We start from the raw sequence: 23,532 nt of genomic DNA on the forward strand, positions 1-23,532 counted from the left end.
CGAGGCTCGATTTTTGACCAGCGTAGGCCTATATTGGCTTTCGGCTTATTAAATTACACACAAGATGATGAGAACTGCTGGGCAGCAGCTATTTTAGCGACTGAAGAGTGAGCCACAAATGAGCGACTACTTGCTAGATGAATCCCCATTAAGTCCAGGTGTTATATACCGCTTGCTGTCTGGCACTGTTTGCCCACGCCCTATTGCCTGGGTCGCGACTCAAGATAAACACGGCAATGCCAATTTGGCACCGTTTTCCTTTTTTAACGTAGCCAGCGTCAATCCACCTGTGCTGGCATTTTCACCTTTGTTAGACGGTAGTGGCGAACTTAAAGACACGGTTCGCAATTTAAACGACGTCGCGGAATGTGTCGTGCACGTGGGCAGTGAGGCGCTAGTCGAAGCACTCAACGTCACCAGTGCAAGCGTGCCACCAGACGAGGATGAGTTTGCGCTGGCCGGATTAGAAAAAGCTAGTATGCCCGGTGTGAGCGTGCCCCGGATTGCCAACGCGCCGGTTGCTTTTGGCTGCAAGCTGTTCGATATGATTCGATTTGGCGACCAGCCCTTAGCAGGCACCTTAGTGCTTGCCCAGGTGGTCTCGATTCATATTGATGATGCACTGTGGGACGGCCGTCATGTTGATATGGAGCAACTCAAGCCCGTGGGCCGATTAGCCGGCAGCGATTATCTTCGTATCAGCGATCGCTTTGCTATTGAGCGTCCTGCTTAGAAAAGACTTTCTATTGCTATTGGTTAAGTAATGGTAGCTGAAGAAGTTGCCCTGTAGTAGTGGACTACTACCCCTTGCCGGTAAGCGCTTGCTAGTCTCGTTTCACACCCTAGGCGTGTGCTCAATCGCTCGACCAATAACGATAAGGAGTAATAAGATGAGCAGTAAGCGCATTTTAATGATTACCGGCGATTTCACTGAAGATTATGAAACGATGGTGCCTTTTCAGGCGCTCATGGCCATTGGACATCGTGTGGATGCGATCTGCCCTGGAAAAGCCTCGGGCGACACGGTGGCTACCGCGATACATGATTTCGAAGGTGATCAAACCTATTCTGAAAAGCCTGGCCATCGCTTTGCTCTAAATGCCGATTTTGCGAGCACTAACCCCGCCGACTACGATGCGCTTGTGATACCCGGCGGCCGCGCGCCGGAATATCTGCGTTTGAATAAAGGCGTGCTGGCGATGGTCCAGCACTTCTTTGAAACCAACAAACCTGTCGCCGCCGTTTGTCATGGTGCACAATTGTTAGCCGCGGCTAACGTGCTAAAAGGGCGTCAGTGCTCTGCTTATCCGGCCTGTCAGCCAGAGGTAGAGCTAGCCGGCGGCCACTTTGTCAATCTAGAGGTAACCGAGGCAGTGACCGATGGTAACTTGGTCACGGCGCCCGCCTGGCCAGCTCATCCGGCCTGGCTCGCCCAGTTTATGGCGTTGCTTAATAAGTAAGCCTGAATGGCAAGATAGCGACGTTCGCCCAGCACCGTGCTGGGCGAACTATGCGCTTGACCGCTATGCTACTAGCAAGTAACCCGCACTCATTAAGCCGCTAAGAGATAACGCCCATGTGTAAGCTCTTTATTAACGCTGACCCCGAGCTGTGGCGTAGCGCTACGCGCTCGCTACGCATTGACGGGATGGTGACCAGCGTACGCATGGAGAATTACTTCTGGCAACTTCTTGAAGAAATTGCCCTGCGTGATGACATGAATACGGCCCAGATGATTACTCGGCTTTATCACGAGTCCATCGATGCTGGGCACGATTTGGGCAACTTCACCTCGTTTTTACGCGTTTGTGCGCTGCGCTATCAGGCGCTTCAGTTGACCGGCGATATTCCTACGCGGCATCAGGTGCCCATCGCCACCTTAGACGCTGAGAAAATCCTAGCGCGTGAAGGTGGCCACCGGCTCGACTCAATACATTAAAGCGTTAGTTGAGACGCGCTTTTAATTCATCCAAAAAGGCTTGGATGCGCGCAGCGTTGGTACCCACATCGCTGGCACCTATTCTTGATGCCGAGCGCATATCTACCTGCACAGCGTTCTCGCGTTCCGTTAAGCGAATGACAACGTCATCCTCAAAACCAAACCAAGGTGTCGTTGCCGTGGCCTCTATGTGATCGTCGCTAATCCTGGCGATTCGCCAGCCAGCTTCTTCTGCCTCTGCTTGTGCCGCAGCCAGCACTGCCTGAGGCGTTGCTTTCAAAAGAAGAGGCTTGATCGCCGGGTAAGCTGCTTGCTGTTGCCGAGCGGTTGCTTCGCCGGGATAAGCGAGTGCATTAGGCGCTGCTTGGCGAGCGCTTGCTAGTGCTTCAAAAGCAGGCGGATTTTGCATATCGGTGGTGATATCGTGAATGGCGGGTAGAGACTGGGCACGCTGCCAGTGCTGCCAAGGCACATAAAGTAGCGCTGCCGCACTAAAAATAACGAGTGTTGCTATCACGGCTGGCGTGGAGCGGCGTTTGATCGCGCTAACGAGAAGTGCCACAAGGCTTAATGCAACCGCCGCCCCAGCGGCATAAACGCCGTTGCGTAGTAAGATAAATGCCTCACTCAACGAGATATGTTCACCGCGGTATGCTGGGCCTGATCCGGCCATCATCATGGCTGCTACGACGAGCAGTACAATGCTTAACCCTGCTAGCACACCTGGCCAGCGGCTAAGGTTGGGGTGAGAGGTTTTTTGGCGTGTTGTCACGTTTTCTCCTTATCACATCGTCTTCAGCTATTGTTAACGCAACTGCGCCATCAATGAGATTTTTATGACCGCTATAAAAACAGCGTTACGCGAATTGCTCGTGAGCGCACCGCGTGAGGCACTGCCTATGACCTATCAGCAGGTCGCTTCAGCACTATCGCTAACACCGCCTCGCACCATTGGCCAGGTTACTCAGTCACTTGAGCAGCTAATGCGTGAAGACGCTACGCAAGATAAGCCGTTCATGGCCGCATTAGTGGTTAGCCGGCGAGGCGAGGGGTTGCCTGCAGCAGGCTTTTTTGAGCTAGCTGTTGCACTCGGGCGCTTTCCTGCTGATCGTGCGCTGCATGAGGTGGCGTATCACGCTGAGTTTCAGCGAGCGGCCAGCGAACGCAGCCAGCATCAATCTTGACGCTGCCTGGGTCTCTGGCGCAGTGGCTCTAACAGCTCACTAAGGCCATTATGGTCAATTTCCTGCATCAACTGTAGCAGTTGGCCGATCTCACCTGAAGGAAATCCCTCCCGAGCAAACCAGTTTAGGTAAGGGCCAGGTAGGTCGGCAATGAGCCATCCCGCGTGCTTTCCAAAAGGCATGGTGCGTGTCACTAGCTTTTCCAGGTCTTCTGGTTTCATACGCTGAATTCCATCCGTTTTCATTTAAGTGATGCCATATGTTTCTGATGTGGCATATTTTTGTTAGACTTTCGTCGACAAATGATACCTATCTCGATAAAGGGCGACTATCTTTTCGGCACGTTCTTTATGTACCGCCAGGGGCATGACATGCAAAAACGTTTTAACCTTTTACTCTGCTCGCCGCTTTTAGCGCTAGCGGCTATGCCCATTTCAGCCGATGAGCCTGTTGACGTCGTGTTGATTGGTGGCGGTATTATGAGCGCCACGCTCGGCACCTATCTACAAGAGTTAGAGCCTGAGTGGGATATCCAGCTTTTTGAGCGCCTTGATCAAGTGGGTCAAGAAAGCTCAAATGCTTGGAACAACGCCGGCAGCGGCCACTCCGCCTTTATGGAACTGAATTATACGCCGGGCGATGGCGATCACGTCGAAATTGAGCGTGCGATCAACGTAACCGAGCAGTTCGAGCTTTCTCGTCAATTCTGGGCGCATCAGGTAGACCAGGATGTTTTGAGTGATCCGACCGCTTTCATCAACACCGTTCCGCATCATGCGCTTGTTTGGGGTGAAGATGATGTGGCGTTCCTACGCGAGCGTCATGCCAGCATGGTGCAAAATCCGCTTTATGCTGATATGGAATACTCTGAAGATCGTGACGAGATCGCTGGGTGGATGCCCCTCGTGATGGCAGGCCGTGATGACAACACTCCCGTTGCGGCAACGCGAATGCAGATGGGTACAGAAGTTAATTACGGCGCCCAAACAGAGCAGATGATTGAATCGCTGAGCGACAACGAACATTTCACTTTGTCGTTGAACAGCGAAGTCCGTGGGCTTGAGCGCAATGACGACGATTCATGGCATGTAACAGTTAAAAACTTAGAAAGTGGCGATGAAACCAGCGTTGACGCTCGATTTGTCTTCATTGGTGCCGGTGGCGCCGCGCTGCCGCTTCTCCAAGCATCGGGTATCCCTGAAGCGAGTGCTTATGCAGGCTTCCCGGTAGGTGGTCAATTCCTCTACACCACGAATCCTGACGTTGTCGCTCAACATCAAATTAAAGTGTACGGAAAGGCCGGTGAGGGCTCGCCGCCCATGTCAGTGCCGCATTTAGACTACCGTAATCTTAACGGTGAACCGGCGTTGTTCTTTGGCCCGTTTGCGACGTTCTCAAGCAAGTTCCTCAAAGAGGGCTCCTGGACGGACCTGTTTGGCTCAATGACGTTCAACAATACTTGGCCAATGATGGAAGTCGGCCTGGATAACTTTAACTTGGTGCGCTACTTGGTTGGCCAGGTGCTGATGTCTGATGGCGATCGGATGGAAGCCTTGCAGGCCTTTTATCCAGAAGCCAACCCAGATGATTGGGAGCTGTGGACAGCGGGGCAGCGTGTCCAAATTATCAAGGATGATCCCGAAGACGGTGGCACCCTGCAGTTTGGTACAGAGGTTGTCATCTCTGCTGACGGCACCATGTCAGCCTTAATGGGAGCTTCGCCAGGCGCCTCGACGGCACCTTCTATTATGCTGAATTTGCTGGATACGGCCTTCCCAGCACAGATGGAAAGTAGCGAATGGCAAGATGCTCTGCGCCAGATTGTGCCTTCATACGGCCAGCATCTCGCAGAAAATCCTGACTTGTTGAGTGAGGTGCGTGCTTATACTGCGAGTACCCTAGAGCTGGACGAGCCAGCAAACTTGGCCGCTGCCAATGGCAGCGATGAAGCGTTGGAAGAAGAAGCAAACACCGACGCTGAGCCTCAACCCAACGGCGCCGGAGACGAGATTCAAGGTGACGTTGAAGAGGACGATGCTGAGATGAACGACGCACAGGACGCCGAGCAGCAAGACGTTACGACAGACGCGTAATGCGTGTGCTCTAACGCGTTTAACGTATAGATGCGCCAGCCCTTTTGGGCTGGCGTTTTTTTTAGGTTTTTTTAGCTTAGCCAATCACTGTTAAAGCGCTGTTTACGTCAGGCTTCAGCGCTAGAGAGAGGGCTGCTCGATGATGTGAGCGGTATCGTTAATTAAGTCGGCGAGCGCAGCCGCGGGCGGACTTAAATGCCCGCTAGCCCGGTGGATGAGCCCAATGTCGCGGTGAAACGTCCGCTCGGCTAAATCAATAGCCCGTACTTCTTTAGGCCAGCGTTTAAGTGCTCCCGACTGCGGGGCCAGCGCCACGCCCACCCCATTGGCCACTAATTGCACAATGGCATCTAACTCATCAACCTCGCATACCTCGCGGACATGGCAGTGGTTATCTCTTAAAAAGCGGTCCACCTGGCGGCCGCCAAAAGATGCGCGGTCATAGCGCACAAAAGGGTGAGTAGCCAGCATCTGTTGCCAAGGCTCAATCGGTAGTCGGCGCGGGACTATTAAACGAAAAGGCTCATGGGCAAGCGGCGTCCAGCGTAAATCGCTATGCAGCGAAAATGGCGGGCGAATGATCACCGCCATATCTAGCTCACCGGCATCGACCTGGTTCATTAACGCCATGGAAAGACCGGGGACTACCCGAGTGCAGCATTCAGGAAATCGGCGATGAAAGTTCGCCAAAATGTCGGGTAAAAACGTACGCTGAATAGAGGCAATAGCGCCAATGTTCACGCGAGTGTTCAGCTCTTGACCGGAGGGCGAAACCCCTAAGGTGCCATAAAGCGCAAGCAGCGTGTGGGCCTGCTGCAACGTTTCTTGGCCGCGTTGAGTCAGTATCGCCACGCGGCCTTTGCGTTCGAATAAAGCCACGCCAAGGGCGCTTTCCAAGCGTTTCATCTGAGCGCTGATCGCGGCTTGCGTCAGGCCTATTTTATTACCTGCCGCTGCGAAGGTGCCTTCCTGGGCAACGGCAATCAACGTTTTGAGCTCACGAATCATTCATAAATACTTTTTGTGGGTTGGTTAAAAAACAATTGATTTTATTTTTGCATATCACGTCTTAGGATAATGACACCGTGGCCTTGCAAGACGCTAGCCATTTTACCTAACGTAAAAATTTAGGAGATGCTCATGAGCCTTTCACCTTTTCACCTGGCAATTCCCGTGTACGACGTAGCGCTTGCAAGAGCCTTTTATAATGACGTGTTTGGCTTGGAAGAAGGGCGCTCCAGCGAGCAGTGGGTCGACTTTAATTTCTTTGGCCACCAGCTGGTCATTCATGAGCAGCCCAAAACGGCGGGCCAAGAGAGCGCGCATACCAATCCCGTTGATGGCCACAACGTGCCAGTGCCGCACTTTGGTGTGATCTTAACGTGGAGCGAGTGGGAAACGCTGGCTGAGCGTTTAAAAGCACGCGATACACAGTTTGTAATCGAGCCTTACGTGCGCTTTAAGGGTGAAGTAGGCGAACAGGCCACCATGTTCCTGCTCGACCCGTGCGGCAATGCGCTTGAGTTCAAAGCATTCAAAGATATGAGCCAAGTGTTCGCGAAGTAAGCTCCGAGCGGTATATCAACACTCTGTTCAGTTTTACGCCCGTAAGGCCTGCTCTTGGCGGCGATGCTGCAAGGGCGGTTCGCCAAAGTAGCGCTTATAATCACGGCTAAACTGAGAAACGCTGCGGTATCCAACGGCCGCAGCGGCTTGATTCACATTATGATTATCCTGCACGAGCAGTTGCTGCGCTTTGATCAAGCGAAGTCTTTTTAAGTACTGAGCGGGTGACGAGCGCGTCATCTGCTTGAAGTGCTGGTGAAACGTCGATGCGCTCATATTGGCCTGTTGGGCCAGCTGCTCCACGCTAAACTCACCGGCAACATTAGCATGCAGCTTCGAGAGCACCTGCACGATGCGTGAGTAATGGCCGTGCCCTAATACCAACGCCCTCAGTGCGGGTCCTTGCTCGCCCTTCAGTGCTTCAAACACTACATCGCGAATGCGGGCTTTGCCCATCGTGCTGCGCTCTACCTGTATTGGTAACGAGCGAGCTAAGCGAAGAACGGCATTTTGCATGCCCTCCGTCATGGCGACAGACGCCATTGGCAGCGGCGCCTGGGAATGATGACCAATATCGCCCATGGCAGTCACCATCTCGCTTAATAGTGCAGGATCAAGTCGAACGGATATGCCCAGCAAGGGAGATTCCGGTGAGCCGTAGGTTTCACATTCAAACGGCAGCGGCAGTGTTTGCACTAAGTAATGACCAGGATCGTAATGGATTTCTCGATCGCCCAGATAGCCCGTTTTACGTCCCTGCGCAATGATGATTAAGCTTGGCTCATAAAGCAGTGGCGTGCGCACTTGATGGCGGCTGAGGCAGAGTAACGACACGCCAGGAAGAGGTGTTGCGGCCATGCCATCGCCCTCAACGAGGGGCTGGATAACATCAGCCAGCGCATTGCCTGCCTTGGCGGTAGAGGGCATGATTACTTCTCTCTCTTTATGGTGGATTTTGTATAATAATAACGATTTCGGCGTTGTTTTTGTTATTTAATTACGCGCATGCATAGGAATAGGCAAAAATGGCGTAGCTTTGTTTATCGCTATCCTCTCTGATTAGGCCAATAATAATGGCCGACTTTGAAGACCCTGTCTTGAAGGCCCGTTCTTGAAGGACAAGTTTTGACGATGAGGAATCCACCGATGAGCCAAGCGCTACCCCAAGTACTTTCCTATGCGGCGTTTGCTGCCGACAAGCCGCTAGCACCTTTCACTTTTGAACGTCGCCAGCCACGCTCAGACGATGTGTCGATTGAGATTCTTTACTGCGGCGTTTGCCACAGCGACCTGCACTCTGCGCGTAACGATTGGGGCATGAGTCAGTACCCCGTTGTTCCCGGCCACGAAATTGTCGGCCGTGTAACGTCCGTTGGCGACAGCGTTGTGCGCTTCAAAGCCGGCGATCTAGTCGGCGTAGGCTGCATGGTAGATTCATGCCGTACCTGTTCAGCCTGTAAAGATGGCGTAGAGCAGTACTGCCTGGAAGGCTTTACCATGACGTACGGCGGTGAAGATCGCCAAGACGGCACCATGACTCAGGGCGGCTACTCCGACGCTATCGTGGTAAGTGAGCACTTTGTACTGCAAATGCCTGATGGCATTGATTTGGCGTCTGCGGCACCGATTCTATGCGCGGGCATCACTACCTATTCTCCGCTGAAGCACCATGGCGTAGGAAAAGGCCATAAAGTTGGCGTGATTGGCATGGGTGGCTTAGGTCATATGGGCGTTAAACTGGCGAAAGCGCTGGGTGCTGAAGTGACGGTGTTTACGCGCTCCGATGCCAAGGTTGAAGAAGCGAAGCGCAACGGTGCGGACCATGTTGTGGTTTCTAGCGATCAGGCGCAGATGGATGCCGTGGCTGAAAGCTTCGACTTTATGCTCGACACCATCCCGGTTCAGCACGATCTAAACCCTTACTTAACGTCGCTGAAGTATGACGGCACGCACATTATCGTTGGTTTACTTGAGCCGATTGAGCCTGCTATTGAAGCGTTCAACCTGGTCTTTAAACGTCGCGTTGTGGCGGGTTCTTTGATTGGCGGTATCGCTGAAACTGAAGAGCTGCTAGAACTTTGCGCCGAGCAAGGCATTACCTGTGATATCGAAATGCTCGATATCCATAAGATTAATGAAGGCTTCGAGCGCATGGAAAAAGGCGATGTACGCTATCGTTTTGTGATCGACATGGCGACGCTGAAAAACAGCCCGGCTTAAATCACTTTCCACCTGCTCGCTAAGGACAGGCGTAAACGACATGCCCCGAGTCCTTGAGAGGACTCGGGGCATTTTTTTAGTCAGCCTTATTCGGTGCGTTTCTTATCAGCGTGCTGCTCGGCGCGCGTTTCGTGCTGCAAATACACCCGCTAAGAGCATCACGCCGGCCAGCAGCCAAGCAGGCCAGCTTCCGGTACGCGTAAACGGCGTTAAGCCTTCCATAGCGTAGAACTCGCCCTTGAGTGTGGCTGTCTGAAACTGCGGAGCGCGTTCAACGATATGGCCAGTGGGATCGATAATCGCCGTAATGCCGTTGCTGGTCGCGCGAAGCACGTAGCGGCCATTTTCTAGCGCGCGTAGCCGTGCCATCTGCAGGTGCTGATTAGGGCCGATAGAGGCGCCAAACCAGGTGTCGTTGGAGACGGTTACGATGACGTCGCTACTTTGCGCGCGACGGGCTACTAGCCCTGGGTAAATGATTTCGTAGCAGATTGCGTTACCAATATAGGTTCCCGCTGCCTGCATGGGCGCTTGTTCCGTCGCTCCTTTGGTAAAGGATGACATGGGCAGGTCAAAAAAGTTAATCGCCCCGCGCAATAAGCTTTCCAGCGGCAAGTACTCACCGAAAGGCACTAAATGCTCTTTCTGATAGCGGCCTTCGACATTGCCAACGCCAATCACACCATTGAAGTAGCGTTCCTGCTCATCGCGTTGCACGACGCCGGTCAGCAGGGCAACGTTGGGCGGTAGGTTCGCTTGCACTCGTTCCAATACAGGTCGAGCCTGAGTTTCCGTCATCGGCAGGGCCGTTTCTGGCCAGATGATTAGGTCAACATCATCGGCAACGTCGCGGGTCAGCTGGCTATAGGTATTAGCCGCTACGCGCTGGCCTTCTGAGGTCCACTTTACAAGCTGGGGTAGATTGCCTTGCAGCAATGCTACCCGCGTTGGCTCGCTGGCTTGCGTGGTCCACAGCGTGGGAAGTGCTAAAGGAATTAACCAAATGGTGGCGAGTGGGGCAAGCGTCCACCACTGACGGCGCAGCAGTAGCTCCGCTGCGAGTGCGCCGCTGAGTGCAACCAACAGAGACAGTAAATAGACCCCGCCAACGGGCGCCCAGGAGGCTAGCGGCGAGTCAACGTAGCCAGAGCCCAGCAGTAGCCAAGGAAAGCCAGTAAACAGATAGGTGCGCAGTATCTCGCCCAGTACCCAGGCCCCAGCAAAGCTAATAAACGCGAGGCGAGCGGATGTAAATCGTCGGTAGAGCCAAAAAGTGCCGGCAAAAAATAGCGCCAGAACGGTAACAAACAGAGCAGTCAGAAATACTGCCAGTGGAACCCCGGTATAACCGTAGTCATGAATTGATACGTATACCCACGACGTACCGCTGGCGAACAGTGCAACGCCATATAGCCAACCTTTAAGGGCCGCTTGAGCAGGCGTTAGCGTGTGCAGCCCAGCGTATAGCAGTGCAATCGCAACAGGCCCTAGCCACCATAGTTCGAAAGGGGAGGCGGTTAGCGTAGTGAAGCCGCCTGCCACCAGCGCGGCAAGCAGCTGTAACAAAAACGCGGGGGGTAAGCCCATAGCGATGACCTATCGTCGGTAAAATTTGAGGGAGTGGATAGAGAGACAATGAAATGGCGTGGATTAGGCCTGCTTGTCTTCTTGATCGTCGTCTTCATCTTCATCACGACGGTGATCACGATACGCCTCAAGCAGGCGTATACGCCGAGTATCGGCGTTGAGAATGACAAACCGCCAGCCACCGAGGATGGTATGTTCGCCGCGCCGGGGCAGATGGCCGAACTGTTGCATGACCAGGCCGCCGACGGTATCAAATTCGTCATCGGAGAATTCAGTACCAAAGCGCTCGTTGAAGTCTTCGATGGGGGTCAGTGCGCGAATGGCGAAATGGTCATTTTCAATCTCGCGAATATCGTCTTCTTCATCGGTATCGTGCTCATCTTCGATATCGCCGACGATCTGCTCAAGAATATCTTCGATCGTAATGATGCCAGCAGTGCCGCCGTATTCGTCTACGACCACCGCCATATGGTTATGCGTATCCCGAAACTCTTTCAGCAAGCTGTTAAGACGCTTTGATTCTGGAATAAACATGGCAGGGCGCAAGATGTCGTCTAACTTGAAAGCGTCGCGCTGGGCCTGCGTCTGCGAAAGCAGCGGCAGTAAGTCTTTAACTAGCAGTATGCCCTTGATGTCATCCAAATTTTCGCCGATCACCGGGTAGCGTGAATGTCCGGTTTCTTGGATTAACGGCAAATAGCCGTCGCTTGCTTGATCTAGGGCTATTGCCGACACCTGCGAGCGCGGGATCAGCACTTCACGTACCTGCTGATCGCTAATATCAAGCGCGCCTTCAATGATCATGATGGCGTCTTGATCAAGCTTTAATTTGCCTGCGGTATGGCGTAAAAACGTCATCAGCTCATCTCGTGAGCTGGGTTCGTCATTGTCTCCGGAAAGGGCGCCAAAGAGTTTCTCGAGCCAGGATTTTTGACTAGGGGTGCTCGATCGGTCTTCGCTCATGCGTCAAATCTCTTGTTTGCGGACAGACAGTTGCAATGTCAGGTGGCTAATTTATCAATGAAGCTGTTGTATCAGCTGAGCAAGGATAGTACCAGATTCATTGCAGGGTGATTGGACACTCCAATAATTAGGGCAGCCGCTTGCTAACGCTCCGAGCGACTATCGTTATCGCCAGCACCGGTATCCGTCGCATAGGGGTCGGGAATATTCAGCTCAGCTAGTAGCTCACGCTCGAACTGCTCCATCTCCTCCGCTTCCTGGTCATCAATATGGTCATAGCCCATCAGGTGCAGGGTGCCATGCACAACCATGTGCGCGTAATGATGCTCCAAAAGTTTGCCTTGCTCGCTGGCTTCCTGCGCTACGACCGCGTGACAAATCACTAGGTCGCCTAGTAGGGGCAGCTCAATGCCTGGTGGGCTTTCAAAGGGAAACGACAGTACGTTAGTGGTTTTGTCTTTACCGCGATAGTCACGGTTAAGCGTCTGGCCTTCGAATTCATCCACAAAGCGAATAGTCAGCTCACGTCGCTGATCATCAGGGTGGTGCGCAAAAACGCAGCCCACCCATTGGGTGAGCTGTATCAGCGAAGGAAGCAGCGGTTCGTCGATAGCCGCCTGGCGATCAATCACTATCTCGCTTAGTGCGCCTTCGCTCATCGTGAGCGGTCCCATGAATCTTCTCGGGCATGTATACGCGCATCGCGTTCTTGCTGGCGTGCTTCTTGGCGAGCGCGCTCTTCGACTTCCTGCTGGGACTCAAACATATCGTAGGCTTCGATAATGCGTTGAACCAGCGGGTGGCGTACAACATCTTTGGCAGCAAAGTGAGTAACGCCGATACCCTGGGTGTCTTTTAACACGTCGAGTACTTGGATCAGACCGGAGCGCTGGCCTTTGGGCAGATCGACCTGGGTAACGTCGCCCGTTATCACCGCCGTGGAGCCAAAGCCAATCCGGGTTAGGAACATTTTCATCTGTTCCGGCGTGGTGTTCTGGCTCTCATCCAAAATAATATAGGAGTTATTGAGCGTGCGGCCGCGCATATAGGCCAGCGGTGCAATCTCAATCACCTGGCGCTCAATCAGCTTTGCGACCTGCTCAAAGCCGATCATTTCGTAGAGGGCATCGTAAAGCGGGCGCAGGTAAGGGTCGATTTTTTGAGCCAGATCGCCCGGTAGAAACCCTAGTTTTTCACCAGCTTCAACCGCTGGGCGTACCAGCAATATGCGTCGGACTTCTTGCTGGTTGAGTGCTTCGACCGCCGCGGCTACCGCTAAATATGTTTTACCCGTACCCGCGGGGCCGACGCCAAAATTAATGTCGTGCTCACGGATACTGCTAACGTAGCGCTGCTGATTAAGCCCGCGAGGTTTGATCATAGTGCGCGGTGTGCGCATGATCACTTCATCGCTACTGCCGGTGCTTTCCTCTTCGTCTTCCAGTGCTTCAAGCCCTGATTCCTGAAGGAAAAGATGCACGGTATCCGCGTCAAGATCATTGGCTGCTGTTTCGCGATAAAGATGTTCCAGCACGTTGGCCGCGGCCTTAATACGGTTGGCAGCGCCGGCCAGCTGAAACACATTGCCCCGGTTGCGCAGCGTCACGTCCAGGCGGCTTTCAATCAACTTCAAATGCTCGTCCTGCTGGCCGCAAAGGCTAGCAAGGCGCTGCGGATCATTGGGTTCAAGGCTTAAGGTGAGAATGCGATTGGCCTGAGGTGTTGGCTGGCTCAAGAGTGGGGAACCCCTCGTTAGTGTGTGTGGTGTTCAGCTTACTGCCCCGACCGGGATCGGGGCAATTACCTGTGTTAACGATTGTGCTAAGCAAACGCTCAATAGCGCTCGGGCGACGCTAGCTCACCGCGTAGCGAGTTGGGGAAGGCTTCAGTGATTTCAACATCAACAAAGTAGCCGATTAGCTCGGTAGGGTTGGCTGCCCGGAAGTTAACCACGCGGTTATTCTCGGTGCGTCCCGAAAGCTGGCCGGGGTCACGCGGCGAAAAACCATTCACCAGTACACGCTGGGTGGTTCCCATCATGCGGCGGCTGATCTGCGCCGTTTGCTGGAGGATCCGTTCTTGCAAGATGGCCAGGCGCTGCTTTTTAACACTCTCGGGTGTTTCATCGGGTAGGCCTGAGGCGGGCGTGCCTGGGCGTGCCGAATAAACAAAGCTAAACGAGTGATCGAAGCCGATTTGATGAATTAGATTCATCGTGGCTTCGAAATCTTCTTCGGTTTCGCCGGGAAAGCCAATAATGAAGTCAGAGGAGAAGCTAATATCCGGGCGGTTGGCGCGGATACGCTCCATCTTATCAATGTATTCCGCCGCCGTATGGCCACGCTTCATAGCCGTGAGAATACGGTCAGAGCCGGACTGAACCGGTAGGTGCAGGTGGCTCACAAGTTCAGGGATATCCGCGAAAGCATCGATGAGGCTTTCAGTGAATTCAACCGGATGTGAGGTCGTGAAGCGCACGCGGTCAATGCCGTCTACCGCCGCCACGCAGGCAATTAACTCGGCTAGGTCGATCTCATCGCCCAGCTGATTTTCACCGCGGTAGGCGTTAACGTTCTGCCCCAGCATATTGATTTCGCGCACGCCTTGATCGGACAGGTGTATGACTTCATCCATTACCGCTTCAAAGGGACGAGAAACCTCCTCGCCACGCGTGTAGGGCACGACGCAGAAAGTGCAGTACTTTGAGCAACCTTCCATAATCGATACAAACGCCGAGGCGCCATCAGAGCTTGGCTTAGGCAGGTGATCGAATTTTTCGATTTCTGGAAAGGTAACGTCGACTGCGGCAATTTGATTATTGCTACGAGCATCCAGCATTGAGGGTACGCGGTGCAGCGTTTGCGGCCCAAATACCATGTCTACATGCGGCGCACGTTTGCGAATCGCTTCGCCTTCCTGGCTTGCCACGCAGCCGCCAACGCCAATCACCAGGTCGGGATTCGCATCTTTGAGCTTTTTCCAGCGTCCCAACTGATGGAAAACCTTTTCCTGCGCTTTTTCGCGAATTGAGCAGGTGTTCAACAGAATAACATCCGCCTCGCGCTCATTGTCCGTGAGTTCGAGCTGGTGAGATTCACCGAGTAGATCCGCCATACGGGAGGAATCATACTCGTTCATTTGGCAGCCGTGCGTTTTGATGAAGAGCTTCTTCGCCATCGGTACCTGTCATCTATGAGTCGTCGGGGGACGAGGATGAATGGAAAGTGATCGTGCGGCCCATGTTTGTCATCACCAAGCCGCAATCTTTAATAGTGGCATTATACGGATACAAGAAAGCAGCGGCTAGCGTTCCTCAATAATCGATACTTGACCATCACATTTCTATGGGTATACTACGCACCGTGTTTGAGCAGTTCCTCGATAGCTCAGTTGGTAGAGCAAATGACTGTTAATCATTGGGTCACAGGTTCGAGTCCTGTTCGAGGAGCCAATGTTTTGCGTAAAGTATTTGGCAAAAAAGTACTTGGCAAAATTTTTGAAAACGCTGTGTTAAACACGACAACTTATTATGTTCCTCGATAGCTCAGTTGGTAGAGCAAATGACTGTTAATCATTGGGTCACAGGTTCGAGTCCTGTTCGAGGAGCCAAGTTGTACTGCCTTATTTAACTATCACTGACGGCTTACCGTTAAAGATAGCGCAAGATTCCTCGATAGCTCAGTTGGTAGAGCAAATGACTGTTAATCATTGGGTCACAGGTTCGAGTCCTGTTCGAGGAGCCATCTAGTACGCCTCGCATCATTTACGTCTTGGTAAGCTAGCAACCTTTCCGCTGTACTGTATTCTTACCCCTCATTAACTGCATCGCTATATCTTAGCCCGCTGCCGAATGGCTCCAGGGTGTTTTATGCTGTTTAGCAAACGGGTATGTGACGATTGAGTGCTTTAAATAATGTTTTGATGTCGTCAATTTAGCCATTAAAAAACGCCGGCCCGTTGACGGTGCCGACGTTCGTTAGCCCTGATGAATTAGCGTTTAGCGGCTAATCTGCGGTTGTCTTGGAGCTTGGCGTAGTCAAGTAAGATTTCTGCAGATTCAAGCACATGAGCGCGATCGACGGACGTTTTTTCGTCTTCTTCGCCTTCGCTCTCAGTCTCAGCATCTGAGTCCTCTGTCGCATCTTCTGCGCTTTCTGCGCCGTCTACGCCTTCGCTGCGAGCATCCATCCACTCGTCTAGCTCATCAAGACCCAGTGCACGACGGCGCTGGTTTTCCAGAGAGAGTTGCTCGGCTTCTTGCGCTTCCATTTCGCGCTTACGCTGCTCGCGATTTAAGCTCACGCTGGTGTGCTGCTCGCGTAGTTGGCGGGCCAGCGTTGACTGGCGCTCCAGGTAGCGGAAATTCGGATTGTTCTGCGCCCGGGTGTCGTGCTGGGCAATGAGTTTGTCCAGCACGTTTTCTGGCTCACCATAGCGACGATACTGCACGTTTTGTACGGTATCCCACTCTAGCGCGTTATCTAGGCTGCTTTCGCCAATCCGCTCGGGATCAATCAAACTCGGAAAAATAATGTCCGGTTCAACGCCGCGATTTTGCGTGCTGTCGCCAGAAATGCGATAGAACTTGGCGCGCGTTAGCTTAATTTGCCCGTGGCTTAGATCATTAAGCGTTTGCACCGTCCCTTTACCAAACGTTGATGTACCCAGAATCAGGCCGCGGCCATAGTCCTGTATGGCGCCAGCAAAGATTTCAGACGCTGAAGCAGAGAGACGGTTGACGAGAACGCCTAGCGGGCCGTCGTAGTGAGTGCCGGCTTCAGTATCGCCATACAGCTGAATACGGCCTTGAGCATCACGTACTTGCACCGTTGGGCCGCGATCGATAAACAGGCCGATCAGCGAATTAGCCTCTTGCAGTGCACCGCCGCCGTTGTTGCGAAGATCCAGCACAATGCCTTCTATGCCTTCTTCTTTGAGGCGATCGATTTCTCGCGCTACGTCACGCGTAGTGCTGCGATATTCTTCTTCACCAGCTTGGAATGCGTCAAAATCAACGTAAAAGGTAGGTACGTTGATCACCCCAAGGCGATGGGGCTCACCGTCGCGTTCGACCTCAATCACTTCGCCGTGAGCGGCTTGATCTTCAAGGCTAACGGTGTCGCGAGTAATTTCAACGGTTTGTGAGCGCGTCATATCAACTGCCTGAGCCGGCACTACATCCAGGCGAACGACAGAGCCTTTAGGGCCGCGAATGAGATCAACGACGTTGTCCAGGCGCATACCGACGACGTTGACCATCTCACCGTCTTCTTGGCCAACAGCAATGATGCGATCTGCTGGCTCCAAGATGCCTGCGCGTTCTGCGGGACCGCCGGGCACCAGGCTTGCGACTTTGACGTATTCACCGTCAGATTGAAGCAGCGCGCCGATACCTTCCAGTGAAAGACTCATCTGAATATCAAATGACTCGCTTTGACGAGGAGAAAGATAGCCAGTGTGCGGCTCAATGCTGCCAGTGACTGCCGCCATGAGTACGCCGAAAACGTCTTCGGGTTCAGTCTGGTCTATGCGAGTGAGCTGACCTTCGTAGCGTTGACGCAGGTTGCTTTCAATCTGCTCGTTATCCTGATCGGTTAGTGCAAGCGTGAGGGCATCATTTTTGAGGCGTTTGCGCCACAGGTCGTCCAGCTCGCTTTGACGCGTAGCCCACGGAGCGTCTTCACGATCAATCTCTAGACGCTCATTGCTCTCAAAATTAAAGTCTAGCCCTTCATCAAGCTGTGCAAGCAGTGACTCCAAGCGCGAACGCTGCCGCTCACTGAATGCATCGTATAACGCGAAAGCCTCGTCCAAGTCGCCGTTGAAAATAGCGTCTGCCATGTCGGATTCTAAGTGACGGTAGGGCTCAATATCACTACGTAACAGGTAAGCTCGCTGATTATCTAGAATGTCTAAATAGCGCTGGAAGACGTCTTCTGACCACGCTTCATCAAAGTTAATATCAGCATAGTGGCCATAGCGGAGTGAGTCCGCGATTTCCACAGCCGCCTGGCGTTGTTCGTCGGTCGGCTCAAGTTGCGCTAATGCTGCTGGGCTGGTAATAACCAGCATGACAGCTAGGGCGACCGAACGCGAAAGCGTTGCAAACAAGCTCATCAGTCAAGCTCTCCCGGATTTGTGTACACTCATTCTTCCCTAGACTCGCGTATGACCCATGAGTTGCGTAGGGCCGAGGGATATTGTAGCAGGTCGTTTGCACGATGAGACTCAATCATTACTGTTATGAGGATTTCCATGTCCGAGACTTTCAACGCTGATCGTTTAACGCGTCTATGCGATTTTCTGCGCCGATCGCCGACTCCATGGCATGCCGCAGGCAATATGGCGGCACGCTTGGAGCAAGCTGGGTTTCAGCGGCTGGAAGAGAAGGCAAATTGGCAGTTGACGCCGGGCGAGCGCTATTACGTCACCCGCAATGACTCGGCGATTATTGCTTTTCAGCTGCCAGTGTCTGAATTAACCAGCCTGCGCATGATCGGCGCACATACCGATAGCCCTGGGCTGCACTTAAAACCTAACGCGACACAGCGGTCTGCTGGCTGGCTACAGCTGGGCGTGCAGGTGTACGGCGGCGTGTTGTTAGCACCATGGTTTGACCGGGATTTGGGATTAGCGGGCAGGGTGCATGTACGTCATGCCGATGGGCGCTTAGAAAGCGTGCTGCTTAACGTTGATCAGCCGGTTGCTATGGTGCCGAGCCTAGCGATCCACCTTGATCGCGATGTGAACAGCGGCCGCGCGCTGAATGCTCAAACGCAGATGGCGCCCGTGCTGATGCAGAGTGAGACGGCCACACTCAGCGAGCTGTTGGCGCAATGGGTAAGCGAGCAGCATGGCTTAAATGATATTGAGATCGTTGATTTTGAACTAAGTTTTTACGATGTACAGCCGCCGTCTTTGGTCGGCGTAAAGCAACAGCTGGTGGCAAGCGCACGCTTAGATAACCTGCTTTCTTGTTTTATTGGTTTGGAAGCACTGTTGGCCTGCGATGGCGCTCAGGGCACGCTATTGGTCGCCAATGATCACGAAGAAGTTGGTAGCGCTAGCGCCTGCGGCGCCCAAGGCCCATTTTTAGCAGACGTGCTCAAGCGCATTAATGCTCAAGTGGGTGGCCGTGAGGGTGACAAAGGCAGTGAGGAATCGCTGATCCAGTTGATTCAGTCGTCTTACATGATTTCGTGTGATAACGCCCACGCACTGCATCCTAACTTCCGCGATAAGCATGACGAGCGGCACGGCCCTGCGATTAACGGAGGCCCGGTGATCAAGGTGAATGCCAGCCAGCGCTACGCCACCAATAGCGTGACAGGGGCGTTGTTTAGAGATGTGTGCCGCGAGGCGAGCGTGCCGGTACAGTCGTTTGTAACGCGAGCGGATATGGGCTGTGGTAGCACGATTGGGCCAATCACCGCCACAGAGTTAGGTGTTCCCACCATTGACGTTGGCATCCCTCAATGGGCAATGCACTCCATCCGGGAAACGGCAGGTACTCACGACGTTGAGCACTTGACTCGCGCGCTGACGCTATTTCTAAATCGAGCGGTCTTGAGCTGACGCAGGTAGCCGAAGCAGGTAAGAACCTAAGCAGATAATAGCAAAGCAAAAAGCCCGCTGATGTGATCAGCGGGCTTTTTTGTACTGCTTAAATGCGGTTTGGTGGCTACGCCCTGATTTGAACAGGGGACCCCATCATTATGAGTGATGTGCTCTAACCAGCTGAGCTACGTAGCCTTTCAACGGGGGCGAATGATACCAGAGATATTTCGCTCGTCAACTGCTTCGTGCCAAGAATCATATCGGCAACCTGTCCAGCGTGGTCGATAGTGCTTTTTACTCACTCTTGTTTTGGCTCACTGCTCGAGTGTTTTTCTGGCGTTTCAGCAGTGTGTGAAATATGCGGGCGATCAAGGGCATTGCGCCAAGCGCGATGTAAGCCACGTTGAACATCGTCGAAGACCTGCTGAGAAATTAGCCGGTCTTGTACCATTTCTTCCATGCTCTCAGTACTTCGGCGGAGCGCAAAAAGTCGTAGCATGCGCTGTTCGAGACGATACGCATGGGGGCCAAACTGTGCTTCTGTTTGCTGGATCGCCTGGTCAACCGCGGTAATCCGGACGTCGAGTATCTCATCGAGCAAGGCGCACATGCGCTCACCGAAGAGTGGCGTTAGCCGCTGCGTATTGTAGTGGCGCAGCTCCTCAAGCGCGGCACGACGGCAAATCAGCAGCTCAAAACGGTTGGTCAGCAGCCACGACAGCGGCCAGCGTATGCGTAGGTGGCGGTTGAGCCAGATGCTTGGTTTTAGCCAGAGGCTGGTGGCCAGAATTTTACGTGCTTCTCGGTTGTATCCAATACGGCCGTCTGAGCGGACGGCATCAATAGTTCTGCCACTGTTATGCATCATGGCATCCAGGTTGTGAATGCTGGTGACGCCGCTGCCATAGCGAGGAATAAGGTCGCGTTCTCGAATTGCCAGCGTGACCAGGGCGATGGTCATTCGGTCACGCTCTGGAAGGGCTTGATCAAGATCGAGCGGTGCCGTTTCAATGGCCATGTCGCGGTGATAGCGCGCAATGACTTCCTCAGTGATTGACGGAGCAATATGAAGATTGTGCGCGGTGCGCTTGACAGCATTTTCGACATCCGTGGTCGATAGACGAATCGCTTGCTGCTGAAGAGCGCTGTCGTGGTGGCTTAACTTATTGAGCTTTAGGCAGCGAATAACGCCGCGCAGGCTGGCGCCGTTAACTAATAGGCTGAATAGCACGAAGCCGGTAGCCAAAATAGCCACGAAGTGGCGGATCTGTTCGGGGAGTGCCGTTTGCTCCGCTATGCCCAGGGCCAGCACGAGCGTCACCGCACCGCGCAATCCCCCCCAAGTAATGGCTAGCTTGTAGCTGGCGCTGATAGGGGCAGAAAGCTTGAGCCGACTGAGCAGTGGCAAAAAGCCGAATAAAGCCACTAGGCGGGCCAGTAGGGTCGCAACGATAACGACGGCGAGCATTGGTAGCCATGCAAGCGTAATGCCCTCCAGCATTTTCGGCACCTGCAGTGCGGCTAGCAGGAACACGGTGGCACCAGCGAGCGAGGCAATTTGCGCCCAAAGTAGCTGTAGATACGCCCAGTTGGCGGGTGAAGTGCGCGTTCGCCCTAGCCCGCTGAGCACTAGCCCCGTGGCCACCACCGCCACAACGCCCGATACCCCAATGCTTTCGCCAATAAGGTAGACGGGGTAGGGCAACGAAAGCGTTAGCGCCGTTTGTGCTTTGCCATCATTGCCAAAAAATGCCAGTACAGCAGCGCCAATTCTTCCGGCCGCGGCGCCAAACAGTAGGCCTCCACCGAAGTCGGCCGCGAGGGCCCAGGCGCCTGCTTGCCACGTCGCAGCGGCGGCATTGCCGGTGAGCGATGCCACCAGCACGCCAACGATAGCAATGGCGGCAGCATCATTAAGTAGGCTTTCTCCTTCAACTAAGCGTATCAGTCGTGCCGGGGCACCCACGCTGCGAAAAATCGCAATCACTGCCGATGGGTCGGTCGTCGCAATGACCGCTCCCAGCAACAGGCCGGTCGAGAGTGCCACGCCGCTCAATAGCCACACCGAGACGCCGACCATACCAGTGGCAATAAAAACAGCGACCACTGCCAGCAGCAAAATAGGTGCCGCATCCGGCATCATTTCGCGGACATCAACACTCAGTGCCGCTTGAAAAAGCAAGGGAGGCAGGAATATCCACAGGTAGATTTCGGCAGGTAGTGATGCGGTCAATAGCGGGTCGAACTGATGGATCTCTGGCCACAGTGTTGACAGGGTGGCGTATGAGAAGCCGAGCGTCATGCCCACTAGCGCCAATAATGTCGCTTCAGGAAAGGCCGTGCGCGCAGAGAACCACTGCACAAACGCAATAATGGAGAGTAGTAAGCTACCCAGGATCAGTAAATTGAACAGTATTTCCATGGATAATACGTTCCAGCCAGATAAAGTCTGGGGCAAGTATCGATGGCTTGAGGCGATGCTTTCTTAAGCACATCGTTTATCAGGCGTGCCGCACGGCCCTGAGCGCATTGATGCGCCTAGGGCCTGCGGCGTCGTGACAATTAGACGTTGAAGCGGAAGTGAACTACGTCGCCATCTTTAACAATGTACTCTTTGCCTTCCAGGCGCCATTTACCGGCATCTTTGGCGCCCTGCTCGCCGTTTAGCGAAACAAAGTCGTCGTACGCGACAACTTCGGCGCGGATAAAGCCTTTTTGGAAGTCGGTGTGAATCACGCCGGCGGCCTCAGGGGCGGTGGCGCCTTCTTTAACCGTCCATGCGCGGACTTCTTTTACGCCGGCGGTGAAGTAGGTTTGAAGGCCCAATAATGAGTAGCCTGCACGAATGACGCGATCCAGTCCCGGCTCTTCCATGCCCATTTCGCTTAAGAACATAGAGCGTTCTTCATCGTCCAGCTCGGCGATTTCAGCTTCCAGCTGATTGCACACGGGTACCACGAGTGCGCCTTCCTCAGCGGCGATTTCATTAACAATGTCCAAATAGGGATTGTTCTCGAAGCCGTCTTCGTTGACGTTAGCGATGTACATGGTGGGTTTCAGCGTTAAGAAGCCAAAGCTCTTCACCTGACGCTGTTCTTCTTCGCTCAAGCCAAAGCTGCGCAAAGGAAACCCTTCCGCTACGTGCGGCTGAATGCGGTCTAGGATTGCCTTGGTAGCAATTGCATCTTTGTCGCCGCCTTTCACCGAGCGAACGAGGCGCTGGCTGGCTTTTTCAACGGTATCGAGATCGGCAAGGGCGAGCTCGAGGTTAATCGTTTCAATATCGGCGCGTGGGTCGACGTGGTTGGCTACGTGAATGACGTTGTCATTATCGAAGCAACGCACAACATGAGCGATGGCTTGGGTTTCACGAATATTGGCCAGGAATTTATTGCCTAAACCTTCGCCCTTGGAGGCGCCCGCAACCAGGCCGGCAATGTCGACAAACTCCATCGTGGTCGGCAGTACTTTTTGCGGCTTGACGATCTCAGCAAGCTTGTCGAGACGCGGATCCGGCATCGGAACGATACCCACGTTCGGCTCAATGGTGCAGAAGGGGAAGTTCTCTGCATCGATGCCTGACTTTGTCAGTGCATTAAACAGTGTGGACTTGCCGACGTTGGGCAGACCGACGATGCCGCAGTTGAAACCCATAAAATGTTCCTGAAAAGTGTTTGTGTAAATAAGGCGGTGAGGCGTGAAAGTAATCGCTATTCTACGAGATGCGCTAGCCGTCAGCCACCGACTTAACGATGGCCTTTCGAAAGCTTACTCTGGCTTAAGGCTATGTAACTTATTCATGGCTTTTGCCCAGTCGCCTGATAGTGCTAATGGCAGGGTGGCGATGCACTCATCCGTGGCGCGAACAATGGCTTCTTGTTCGGCCTTGCCGGGGCGCCCTAGAACATAATTGGTCACCTGGCGTGCTTCACCGGGATGGCCAATGCCAATCCGTACGCGATGAAACTGCTTCTGATCACCTAATGCGCTGATAATGTCGCGCAGCCCGTTATGTCCGCCGTGCCCACCACCGGTTTTATAGCGTGCCTGGCCGGGAGGCAGGTCGAGCTCATCATGAGCGACCAGTAAATTTTCAGGCGTAAGCTTAAAAAACTGACACAGTGCTGCCACGGCGGCGCCACTGCGATTCATAAAGGTAGCGGGATTGAGTAGATGTAGCTCATGCTCGCCCATCCGTACTTTTGCATAGTGGCCGAAAAACTTTTTTTCCGGGCGCAGTTCACCGTGGGCACTTTGCGCAATGGCATCGACTAGCCAGAAGCCGGCGTTATGTCGCGTGGCTTCATATTCAGCACCTGGGTTGCCTAGCCCAATAATGGCCTTTACCTGGCTCATCTTCCCACCTCCAAAAAATTTCCAGAAGAAATTTTCGGCGTCGCGTAAGCGGCGGCCCGAAGGGCGG

21 protein-coding genes and 4 tRNA genes are annotated in these 23,532 nt (G+C 53.5%); 11 read left to right on the plus strand and 14 right to left on the minus strand.

The annotated features are described in order from the left end of the window. Window positions 1–118: 118 nt before the first annotated feature. From ACT3RP_RS06255 to ACT3RP_RS06265, 3 genes are all read left to right on the plus strand, one after another. Window positions 119–733 (plus strand): flavin reductase family protein, encoded by a 615-nt coding sequence (locus ACT3RP_RS06255; RefSeq protein ID WP_096278789.1) that lies wholly within the window; start codon window positions 119–121, stop codon window positions 731–733. A gap of 157 nt (window positions 734–890) precedes the next feature. Continuing rightward, window positions 891–1,460 (plus strand): DJ-1/PfpI family protein, encoded by a 570-nt coding sequence (locus ACT3RP_RS06260; RefSeq protein ID WP_483393465.1) that lies wholly within the window; start codon window positions 891–893, stop codon window positions 1,458–1,460. Window positions 1,461–1,576: 116 nt separating this feature from the next. Continuing rightward, a complete protein-coding gene (locus ACT3RP_RS06265; RefSeq protein WP_441684683.1) occupies window positions 1,577–1,939 on the plus strand; it encodes a ribbon-helix-helix domain-containing protein in 363 nt (120 codons plus the stop codon). A 4-nt stretch (window positions 1,940–1,943) separates the two neighbouring features. Here the strand turns inward: ACT3RP_RS06265 and ACT3RP_RS06270 are convergent, their stop codons facing one another. After that, on the minus strand, window positions 1,944–2,711 hold the full coding sequence (locus ACT3RP_RS06270; protein ID WP_441684685.1) for a DUF1499 domain-containing protein: 768 nt from the start codon (window positions 2,709–2,711) through the stop codon (window positions 1,944–1,946). A 64-nt stretch (window positions 2,712–2,775) separates the two neighbouring features. On the opposite strand from ACT3RP_RS06270, the gene ACT3RP_RS06275 reads away from it, so the two are divergent. Beyond that, complete coding sequence (locus ACT3RP_RS06275) at window positions 2,776–3,123, plus strand: hypothetical protein (RefSeq protein WP_096278791.1); 348 nt, start codon at window positions 2,776–2,778, stop codon at window positions 3,121–3,123. On the opposite strand, the gene ACT3RP_RS06280 is transcribed toward ACT3RP_RS06275, so the two are convergent. Further along, complete coding sequence (locus tag ACT3RP_RS06280) at window positions 3,114–3,344, minus strand: DUF3820 family protein (RefSeq protein ID WP_096282316.1); 231 nt, start codon at window positions 3,342–3,344, stop codon at window positions 3,114–3,116. The genes ACT3RP_RS06275 and ACT3RP_RS06280 overlap by 10 nt on opposite strands. Window positions 3,345–3,494: 150 nt before the next feature. On the opposite strand from ACT3RP_RS06280, the gene mqo reads away from it, so the two are divergent. Further along, window positions 3,495–5,216, plus strand: coding sequence for a malate dehydrogenase (quinone) (gene mqo / locus ACT3RP_RS06285; RefSeq protein WP_096278793.1), 1,722 nt, complete (start codon window positions 3,495–3,497; stop codon window positions 5,214–5,216). 120 nt (window positions 5,217–5,336) lie between these two features. On the opposite strand, the gene ACT3RP_RS06290 is transcribed toward mqo, so the two are convergent. Then, complete coding sequence (locus ACT3RP_RS06290) at window positions 5,337–6,224, minus strand: LysR family transcriptional regulator (protein ID WP_096278795.1); 888 nt, start codon at window positions 6,222–6,224, stop codon at window positions 5,337–5,339. A 132-nt stretch (window positions 6,225–6,356) separates the two neighbouring features. On the opposite strand from ACT3RP_RS06290, the gene ACT3RP_RS06295 reads away from it, so the two are divergent. Then, the gene (locus tag ACT3RP_RS06295; RefSeq protein WP_096278797.1) at window positions 6,357–6,782 is read left to right on the plus strand and encodes a VOC family protein; all 426 of its coding nucleotides are present in this window, start codon (window positions 6,357–6,359) and stop codon (window positions 6,780–6,782) included. Between the two features lie 33 nt (window positions 6,783–6,815). Here ACT3RP_RS06295 and ACT3RP_RS06300 read toward each other — a convergent pair whose 3' ends face one another. Further along, on the minus strand, window positions 6,816–7,709 hold the full coding sequence (locus ACT3RP_RS06300; protein ID WP_441684691.1) for an AraC family transcriptional regulator: 894 nt from the start codon (window positions 7,707–7,709) through the stop codon (window positions 6,816–6,818). A 219-nt stretch (window positions 7,710–7,928) separates the two neighbouring features. On the opposite strand from ACT3RP_RS06300, the gene ACT3RP_RS06305 reads away from it, so the two are divergent. Further along, window positions 7,929–9,002, plus strand: a complete 1,074-nt coding sequence (locus tag ACT3RP_RS06305) for an NAD(P)-dependent alcohol dehydrogenase (protein ID WP_444625259.1) — start codon at window positions 7,929–7,931, stop codon at window positions 9,000–9,002. A 105-nt stretch (window positions 9,003–9,107) separates the two neighbouring features. Here ACT3RP_RS06305 and lnt read toward each other — a convergent pair whose 3' ends face one another. The 5 genes from lnt to miaB all read right to left on the minus strand — a co-directional run bounded on the left by lnt (window position 9,108) and on the right by miaB (window position 14,729). After that, on the minus strand, window positions 9,108–10,589 hold the full coding sequence (gene lnt, locus ACT3RP_RS06310; protein WP_483393466.1) for an apolipoprotein N-acyltransferase: 1,482 nt from the start codon (window positions 10,587–10,589) through the stop codon (window positions 9,108–9,110). 63 nt (window positions 10,590–10,652) lie between these two features. Next, the gene (locus ACT3RP_RS06315; RefSeq protein WP_096278805.1) at window positions 10,653–11,552 is read right to left on the minus strand and encodes a CorC family transporter; all 900 of its coding nucleotides are present in this window, start codon (window positions 11,550–11,552) and stop codon (window positions 10,653–10,655) included. 143 nt (window positions 11,553–11,695) lie between these two features. Continuing rightward, window positions 11,696–12,226: an rRNA maturation RNase YbeY gene (gene ybeY, locus ACT3RP_RS06320; protein WP_483393467.1), complete on the minus strand. Its 531-nt coding sequence runs from the start codon at window positions 12,224–12,226 to the stop codon at window positions 11,696–11,698. After that, on the minus strand, window positions 12,208–13,287 hold the full coding sequence (locus tag ACT3RP_RS06325; protein WP_096278809.1) for a PhoH family protein: 1,080 nt from the start codon (window positions 13,285–13,287) through the stop codon (window positions 12,208–12,210). Before ACT3RP_RS06325 ends, ybeY begins: the two co-directional genes overlap by 19 nt. Window positions 13,288–13,385: 98 nt before the next feature. Beyond that, window positions 13,386–14,729, minus strand: coding sequence for a tRNA (N6-isopentenyl adenosine(37)-C2)-methylthiotransferase MiaB (gene miaB, locus ACT3RP_RS06330; protein WP_096278811.1), 1,344 nt, complete (start codon window positions 14,727–14,729; stop codon window positions 13,386–13,388). Window positions 14,730–14,927: 198 nt separating this feature from the next. Between miaB and ACT3RP_RS06335 the strand changes: the two genes are divergently transcribed. The 3 genes from ACT3RP_RS06335 (at window position 14,928) to ACT3RP_RS06345 (ending at window position 15,295) form a co-directional block, all read left to right on the plus strand. Beyond that, window positions 14,928–15,003 (plus strand) — tRNA-Asn (locus ACT3RP_RS06335). 82 nt (window positions 15,004–15,085) lie between these two features. Next, window positions 15,086–15,161: transfer RNA gene (locus tag ACT3RP_RS06340), tRNA-Asn, on the plus strand. 58 nt (window positions 15,162–15,219) lie between these two features. Next, window positions 15,220–15,295: transfer RNA gene (locus ACT3RP_RS06345), tRNA-Asn, on the plus strand. 247 nt (window positions 15,296–15,542) lie between these two features. Here the strand turns inward: ACT3RP_RS06345 and ACT3RP_RS06350 are convergent. Further along, window positions 15,543–17,669 carry a carboxy terminal-processing peptidase gene (locus ACT3RP_RS06350; RefSeq protein WP_483393468.1) on the minus strand — a complete coding sequence of 709 codons (2,127 nt, stop codon included), beginning with the start codon at window positions 17,667–17,669 and terminating at the stop codon, window positions 15,543–15,545. A gap of 138 nt (window positions 17,670–17,807) precedes the next feature. On the opposite strand from ACT3RP_RS06350, the gene ACT3RP_RS06355 reads away from it, so the two are divergent. Continuing rightward, window positions 17,808–19,127: a M18 family aminopeptidase gene (locus ACT3RP_RS06355; RefSeq protein WP_483393469.1), complete on the plus strand. Its 1,320-nt coding sequence runs from the start codon at window positions 17,808–17,810 to the stop codon at window positions 19,125–19,127. Window positions 19,128–19,227: 100 nt separating this feature from the next. Here ACT3RP_RS06355 and ACT3RP_RS06360 read toward each other — a convergent pair. The 4 genes from ACT3RP_RS06360 to pth form a co-directional block, all read right to left on the minus strand. After that, a tRNA-Met gene (locus tag ACT3RP_RS06360) sits at window positions 19,228–19,304 on the minus strand. A gap of 103 nt (window positions 19,305–19,407) precedes the next feature. Next, window positions 19,408–21,531: a cation:proton antiporter gene (locus ACT3RP_RS06365; RefSeq protein ID WP_096278817.1), complete on the minus strand. Its 2,124-nt coding sequence runs from the start codon at window positions 21,529–21,531 to the stop codon at window positions 19,408–19,410. Window positions 21,532–21,671: 140 nt separating this feature from the next. Beyond that, window positions 21,672–22,763, minus strand: a complete 1,092-nt coding sequence (gene ychF, locus ACT3RP_RS06370; RefSeq protein ID WP_096278819.1) for a redox-regulated ATPase YchF — start codon at window positions 22,761–22,763, stop codon at window positions 21,672–21,674. A gap of 114 nt (window positions 22,764–22,877) precedes the next feature. Continuing rightward, complete coding sequence (pth, locus tag ACT3RP_RS06375) at window positions 22,878–23,465, minus strand: aminoacyl-tRNA hydrolase (RefSeq protein ID WP_441685174.1); 588 nt, start codon at window positions 23,463–23,465, stop codon at window positions 22,878–22,880. Between the last annotated feature and the right edge of the window lie 67 nt (window positions 23,466–23,532).

Origin of the sequence: Halomonas sp. AOP5-B2-8 (genome assembly GCF_052376475.1) — a bacterium.
Taxonomy (GTDB): Bacteria; Pseudomonadota; Gammaproteobacteria; order Pseudomonadales; family Halomonadaceae; genus Vreelandella; species Vreelandella casei.